This window comes from Streptomyces sp. MnatMP-M17, from assembly GCF_900091995.1.
Taxonomy (GTDB): Bacteria; Actinomycetota; Actinomycetes; order Streptomycetales; family Streptomycetaceae; genus Streptomyces.
In genome coordinates this window covers 1-4,368 of record NZ_FMDK01001075.1, presented here as the reverse complement: position 1 = coordinate 4,368, position 4,368 = coordinate 1, and the positions used below count along the sequence as shown (strand labels likewise).

Annotated in this window: 4 protein-coding genes; 1 reads left to right on the top strand and 3 read right to left on the bottom strand. The window is 70.5% G+C overall.

The window, feature by feature from the left end; genetic code table 11:
* Positions 1 to 167 precede the first annotated feature (167 nt).
* Together GA0115259_RS39450 and GA0115259_RS36085 are read right to left on the bottom strand one after the other, a co-directional pair.
* Positions 168 to 323, bottom strand: a complete 156-nt coding sequence (locus GA0115259_RS39450; RefSeq protein ID WP_256098294.1) for a WCX domain-containing protein — start codon at positions 321 to 323, stop codon at positions 168 to 170.
* Between the two features lie 77 nt (positions 324 to 400).
* The gene (locus GA0115259_RS36085) at positions 401 to 1,162 is read right to left on the bottom strand and encodes a phosphoglyceromutase (protein WP_093604651.1); all 762 of its coding nucleotides are present in this window, start codon (positions 1,160 to 1,162) and stop codon (positions 401 to 403) included.
* A gap of 247 nt (positions 1,163 to 1,409) precedes the next feature.
* On the opposite strand from GA0115259_RS36085, the gene GA0115259_RS36080 reads away from it, so the two are divergent.
* Positions 1,410 to 2,816 carry an MDR family MFS transporter gene (locus tag GA0115259_RS36080; RefSeq protein WP_093604649.1) on the top strand — a complete coding sequence of 469 codons (1,407 nt, stop codon included), beginning with the start codon at positions 1,410 to 1,412 and terminating at the stop codon, positions 2,814 to 2,816.
* Positions 2,817 to 2,840: 24 nt separating this feature from the next.
* Here the strand turns inward: GA0115259_RS36080 and GA0115259_RS36075 are convergent, their stop codons facing one another.
* Complete coding sequence (locus GA0115259_RS36075; protein WP_256098295.1) at positions 2,841 to 4,307, bottom strand: N,N-dimethylformamidase beta subunit family domain-containing protein; 1,467 nt, start codon at positions 4,305 to 4,307, stop codon at positions 2,841 to 2,843.
* Positions 4,308 to 4,368: the final 61 nt, after the last annotated feature.

The following is a 4,368-nucleotide window of genomic DNA, read 5'->3' as shown; positions in this document are numbered from 1 at the left end:
GCTGCGCCTGCCAGTCGGGCGGCTCATGCCAGTGCGGCGGCGGCTGCTAGCCGCTGCGTACGCAGGAGATATGAGCAGGCGAAGGGCCCTGTCCGGGAAGGAGGACAGGGCCTTTTCGTACGGTGCGTCAGACGGGCGGCTCAGCAGGGGCGGCTCTGCGGAGGCGGTCAGCCGTCGGAGGCAGTGGAGCCGTAGCGCGCGGCGAGGGCTCGGACGGTTTCGGCGAGACGGGCCCGTAGCTCCGGTGGCGCGAGCACCTCGACGTCCGCGCCCAGGGCGAGGAACTCCCGGGCCAGCACGACGGGACGGACGACGGGACACACGACAGGACAACGGAAAGGCTCCCCGCGCACACCACACGCAGGGAGCCTTCCGGCAGGCTGAGCAGCAGAAAGGGACGTTACTTCTTCTTGCCCTGGTTCTTGACGGCTTCGATCGCGGCGGCTGCCGCGTCCGGGTCGAGGTAGGTGCCGCCCGGGGTGAGGGGGTGGAAGTCGGCGTCGAGGTCGTAGACGAGCGGGATGCCGGTGGGGATGTTCAGGGCCGCGATGTCCTCGTCGGAGACGCCGTCGAGGTGCTTGACCAGGGCGCGCAGGCTGTTGCCATGGGCGGCGACCAGGACCGTACGGCCGGTCAGCAGGTCCGGGACGATCGCGTCGTACCAGTACGGCAGCATCCGTACGACGACGTCCTTGAGGCACTCGGTGCGCGGGAGCAGCTCGCTCGGGATCGTGGCGTACCGGGCGTCGTCGCTCTGCGAGAACTCCGCGCCGTCCGCGAGGGCGGGCGGCGGTGTGTCGTACGAGCGGCGCCACAGCATGAACTGTTCCTCGCCGAACTCGGCGAGCGTCTGCGCCTTGTCCTTGCCCTGGAGCGCGCCGTAGTGGCGCTCGTTCAGCCGCCAGGAGCGGTGGACCGGGATCCAGTGGCGGTCCGCGGCCTCCAGCGCGAGCTGCGCGGTGCGGATGGCGCGCTTCTGGACGGAGGTGTGCAGTACGTCGGGCAGCAGGCCGGCGTCCTTGAGCAGCTCACCGCCGCGGACTGCCTCCTTCTCGCCCTTGTCGGTGAGGTTGACGTCCACCCAGCCGGTGAACAGGTTCTTCGCGTTCCATTCGCTCTCGCCGTGGCGGAGGAGGATCAGCTTGTACGGTGCGTCGGCCATGGGCCCGAGCCTAATGGACGGGTCTTGGGCGCCTGGAGGCCCTGCCCCGATTGAAGGCAGCCCCCAAGGACAGGCCTGAGGACGGCCCGAGGACGGCCCGAGGGCAGCCTGAGGACGGCCGTCAATTGACTGGCGCCCGCCGGGCCCTCGTACGTAAGTTGCCCTTGGCTGCCCGGCCACTTACCGGGCGCCGGTCCGGCCGTCCGGTAGGCCATGAGGGAGAGGCCGCGGCCTCGGGGGGAACGTAATGTCTGTCGCCAAGTCGGTCGCCGGTGTCAGACGCGCCGCGCGGGAGAGCGTCTCCGGGCTGCCACGGGAGTTCTGGTGGCTGTGGACGAGCACACTGGTCAACCGGCTCGGCGCCTTCGTCGCCACCTTCATGGCGCTCTATCTCACCCTGGACCAGGGCTACTCGGCCTCGTACGCCGGTCTGGTCGCCTCACTCCACGGGCTCGGCGGAGTCGTCTCGTCCCTGGTCGCCGGAGTGATGACCGACCGGCTCGGCCGGCGGCCCACTCTGCTGATCGCGCAGTCCTCCACGGCCGCCTCCGTGGCGCTGCTCGGTTTCATGCGGGACCCGGTGTCGATCGCCGCCGTCGCCTTTCTGGTGGGAATGGCCTCAAACGCCTCGCGCCCGGCCGTACAGGCGATGATGGCGGACATCGTCAGGCCCGAGGACCGCGTACGGGCGTTCTCGCTCAACTACTGGGCGATCAACCTGGGCTTCGCGATCTCCTCGGCGGGGGCGGGCTTCATCGCGCAGTACAGCTATCTCGCGGGCTTCCTGGGCGAGGCCGCGATGACGCTCGCCTGCGCCGTACTGGTCTTCCTGAAGCTGCCGGAGTCACGGCCGGAGGCTGCGTCCGAGCGTACGTCTGTGAGGGGGAAGGCGAGGTCGGGTACGGGTGCGGGTACGGACCGTACGGACATCGGGCTCGGGGACGTCCTGCGGGACGGGCGCTTCATGAGCGTCGTCACCCTGTCCTTCGTCGTGGCACTCATCTTCCAGCAGGGCTTCGTCGGTCTGCCGGTGGCCATGGGCGCCGCCGGTTTCAGCAGCGTCGACTACGGCACGGCCGTCGCGGTCAACGGCGTACTGATCGTGGTCCTGCAGATCCCGGTCACCCGCTTCATCCAGCACCGCGACCCGCGCCGGCTGCTGATCCTCTCGTCGGTGCTCGCGGGCTACGGCTTCGGGCTGACGGCGTTCGCCGGGTCGTCGCTCGCCTTCTACACGCTGACCGTCTGCGTATGGACACTCGCCGAGATCGTCAACGCGCCCACCCAGACCGGACTGGTGGTGCGCCTCTCCCCGGTGCACGGCCGTGGCCGGTACCAGGGCATGTACACCATGTCCTGGTCGGTGGCGGGCCTGATCGCCCCGCTGATGTCCGGGCTGATCATCGACCGCTTCGGCGCGGAGTGGCTGTGGGGCGCGTGCGCGGTGCTGGGGACGGTGGCGGGGCTGGGGTACTGGCTGCTGATGCGGGGGCTGTCGGACGAGCCGGAGGAGGAGTTGGAGAAGGAGGAGGCCGTGCCGGAGGCGGAGGTGGGCGCGGCAGGTGCCGGACTTGTCGTACGGGACGGTGCGCGGGACGTACGGGACGTCGTATCCGTAGCCGAGCCTGCGCCCGGTGTGGACCGACTGGAGTGACTGGGCTGGCCGCATGGCCAGTCCTCAGGTCGCGTACACGTCTCGTACGTTGTCCCTCGGTGCCGGTCTGGTTTTCGCCGCCGGGCCCTCCGCGAAGGCACGGAGCACATTCTCGGTGGTACGGGTGACGAACGCGCCGGTCCGCGCGTCCATGCCGTGGTTACGACCGTTCTCGCGCGTCCCCGCCATCAGTCCCTCCACCCACCGCATCGTCCCGGAGGCGTAGACGCCCGCGCCGCTCGGCGCGGTGTAGTACGCGGAGTCGGAGTGGCTCTTCCGGCCGTTGCAGACCAGCGGGGAGTGGGCGACGATCTCGATCGGTGCGGGCGTGGGCGCGTCCGGCGTGACGCGGTCGTACTCCACGCCGACGAGATGGGCGAAGGCGTCGCCGCGTTTCACTCCCGTCCCTTCGAAGACCCAGTGGCCGGCGCTGTGGACGACATAGGCGGCATCGGTGGGGAAGCCCTCGTACAGGACGCCGGTCAGGGAGGATTCGGGATCGGCGGCGGGCGGTTGGCGGAAGTCGGTCGTCGCCATGGATGGGTGGTCGACCAGGTACGGATCGTCGTGGTAGTCGGTCTTGTAGCAGACGACGGTGCGGAGGGCGGTGCTGGTGGTGGCGGTCGTGCTGGTGGTGGCGGCGGTACGAGCCGTACGCTCCGGGCTCGGCCCAGCCGTACCTTCGCGTTCCAGCCTGATCCTTCGGAAGCAGGTGTTCGCGCCGAGGAAGGCCAGATTGGTCCCGGCGTCGCGCGCCCGCGTGAGGTACCGCCGCTGCTCAGGGGTCCAGTACTCGTCATGGCCGAGCGTGACGACGGCCGTGGCGCCGTCCAGTACCGAGGGCGCGGCATGGACGTCGACACCGGTGGTGTACGCCAGCGGGAGACCGAGCCGTTCCGCGAGGACCACCACCGCCCGCTCGTAGACCATGAACTTCTCCGCGCCGTTCTTGTCGTAGGGCCGGTCGAAACTGACCGCGAGGGAACGGGTCCCGTACGCGCCGTCCTGGCCCTGGTAGAGGCTGTAGCCGCCCCACAGGTTGTACGCCTGCCAGGTCGCGGGGGCGTGCATCAGTACGGTCCTGTCCCGCGCGCTCGCCGAGCGGACGATCAGCGGGACGTAGCGCTGGTGGCCGTGTTCCGCGTCGAGCCTGAGCAGGTACGCGCCCTCCGGCCAGCCGTCGGTACGGACGCGCAGGGTGCGCTCCCAGTCGGCCCGTACCGTCCGGGTGGCGGCGATCAGGCGCGGTCCGCGCTGGACCCGGCCCGCCACCCGGTCCGAACGCCACACCCGCCGGGCCTGCGCCCCGCCGTACCAGCCGATCCGGTACGCCGAGACCCGGAACCCGGGCGCGGCGGTCGACACGTACAGCCCGAACTCCTCCCCGGGCAGGACGCTCACTCTGTCGGCGAAGCCCTGTACGGCGTCGGACGGGCCCTGGGAACGGATACGCCAGCCAGGACTGCCGGGCCGCTGCCGCTCACGCTCGATGGACTCGGCGGACTCGACGGCTGGGGCGGTGGGGACGGTGGCGGGAACGGCGGGGGGGGGG

What these genes read in the sequence shown, in the direction of transcription:
- GA0115259_RS36080 (WP_093604649.1), top strand. Translation starts at nt 1,410, where the DNA reads ATGTCTGTCGCCAAGTCGGTCGCCGGTGTCAGACGCGCCGCGCGGGAG.
- GA0115259_RS36085 (WP_093604651.1), bottom strand. Translation starts at nt 1,162, where the DNA reads ATGGCCGACGCACCGTACAAGCTGATCCTCCTCCGCCACGGCGAGAGC.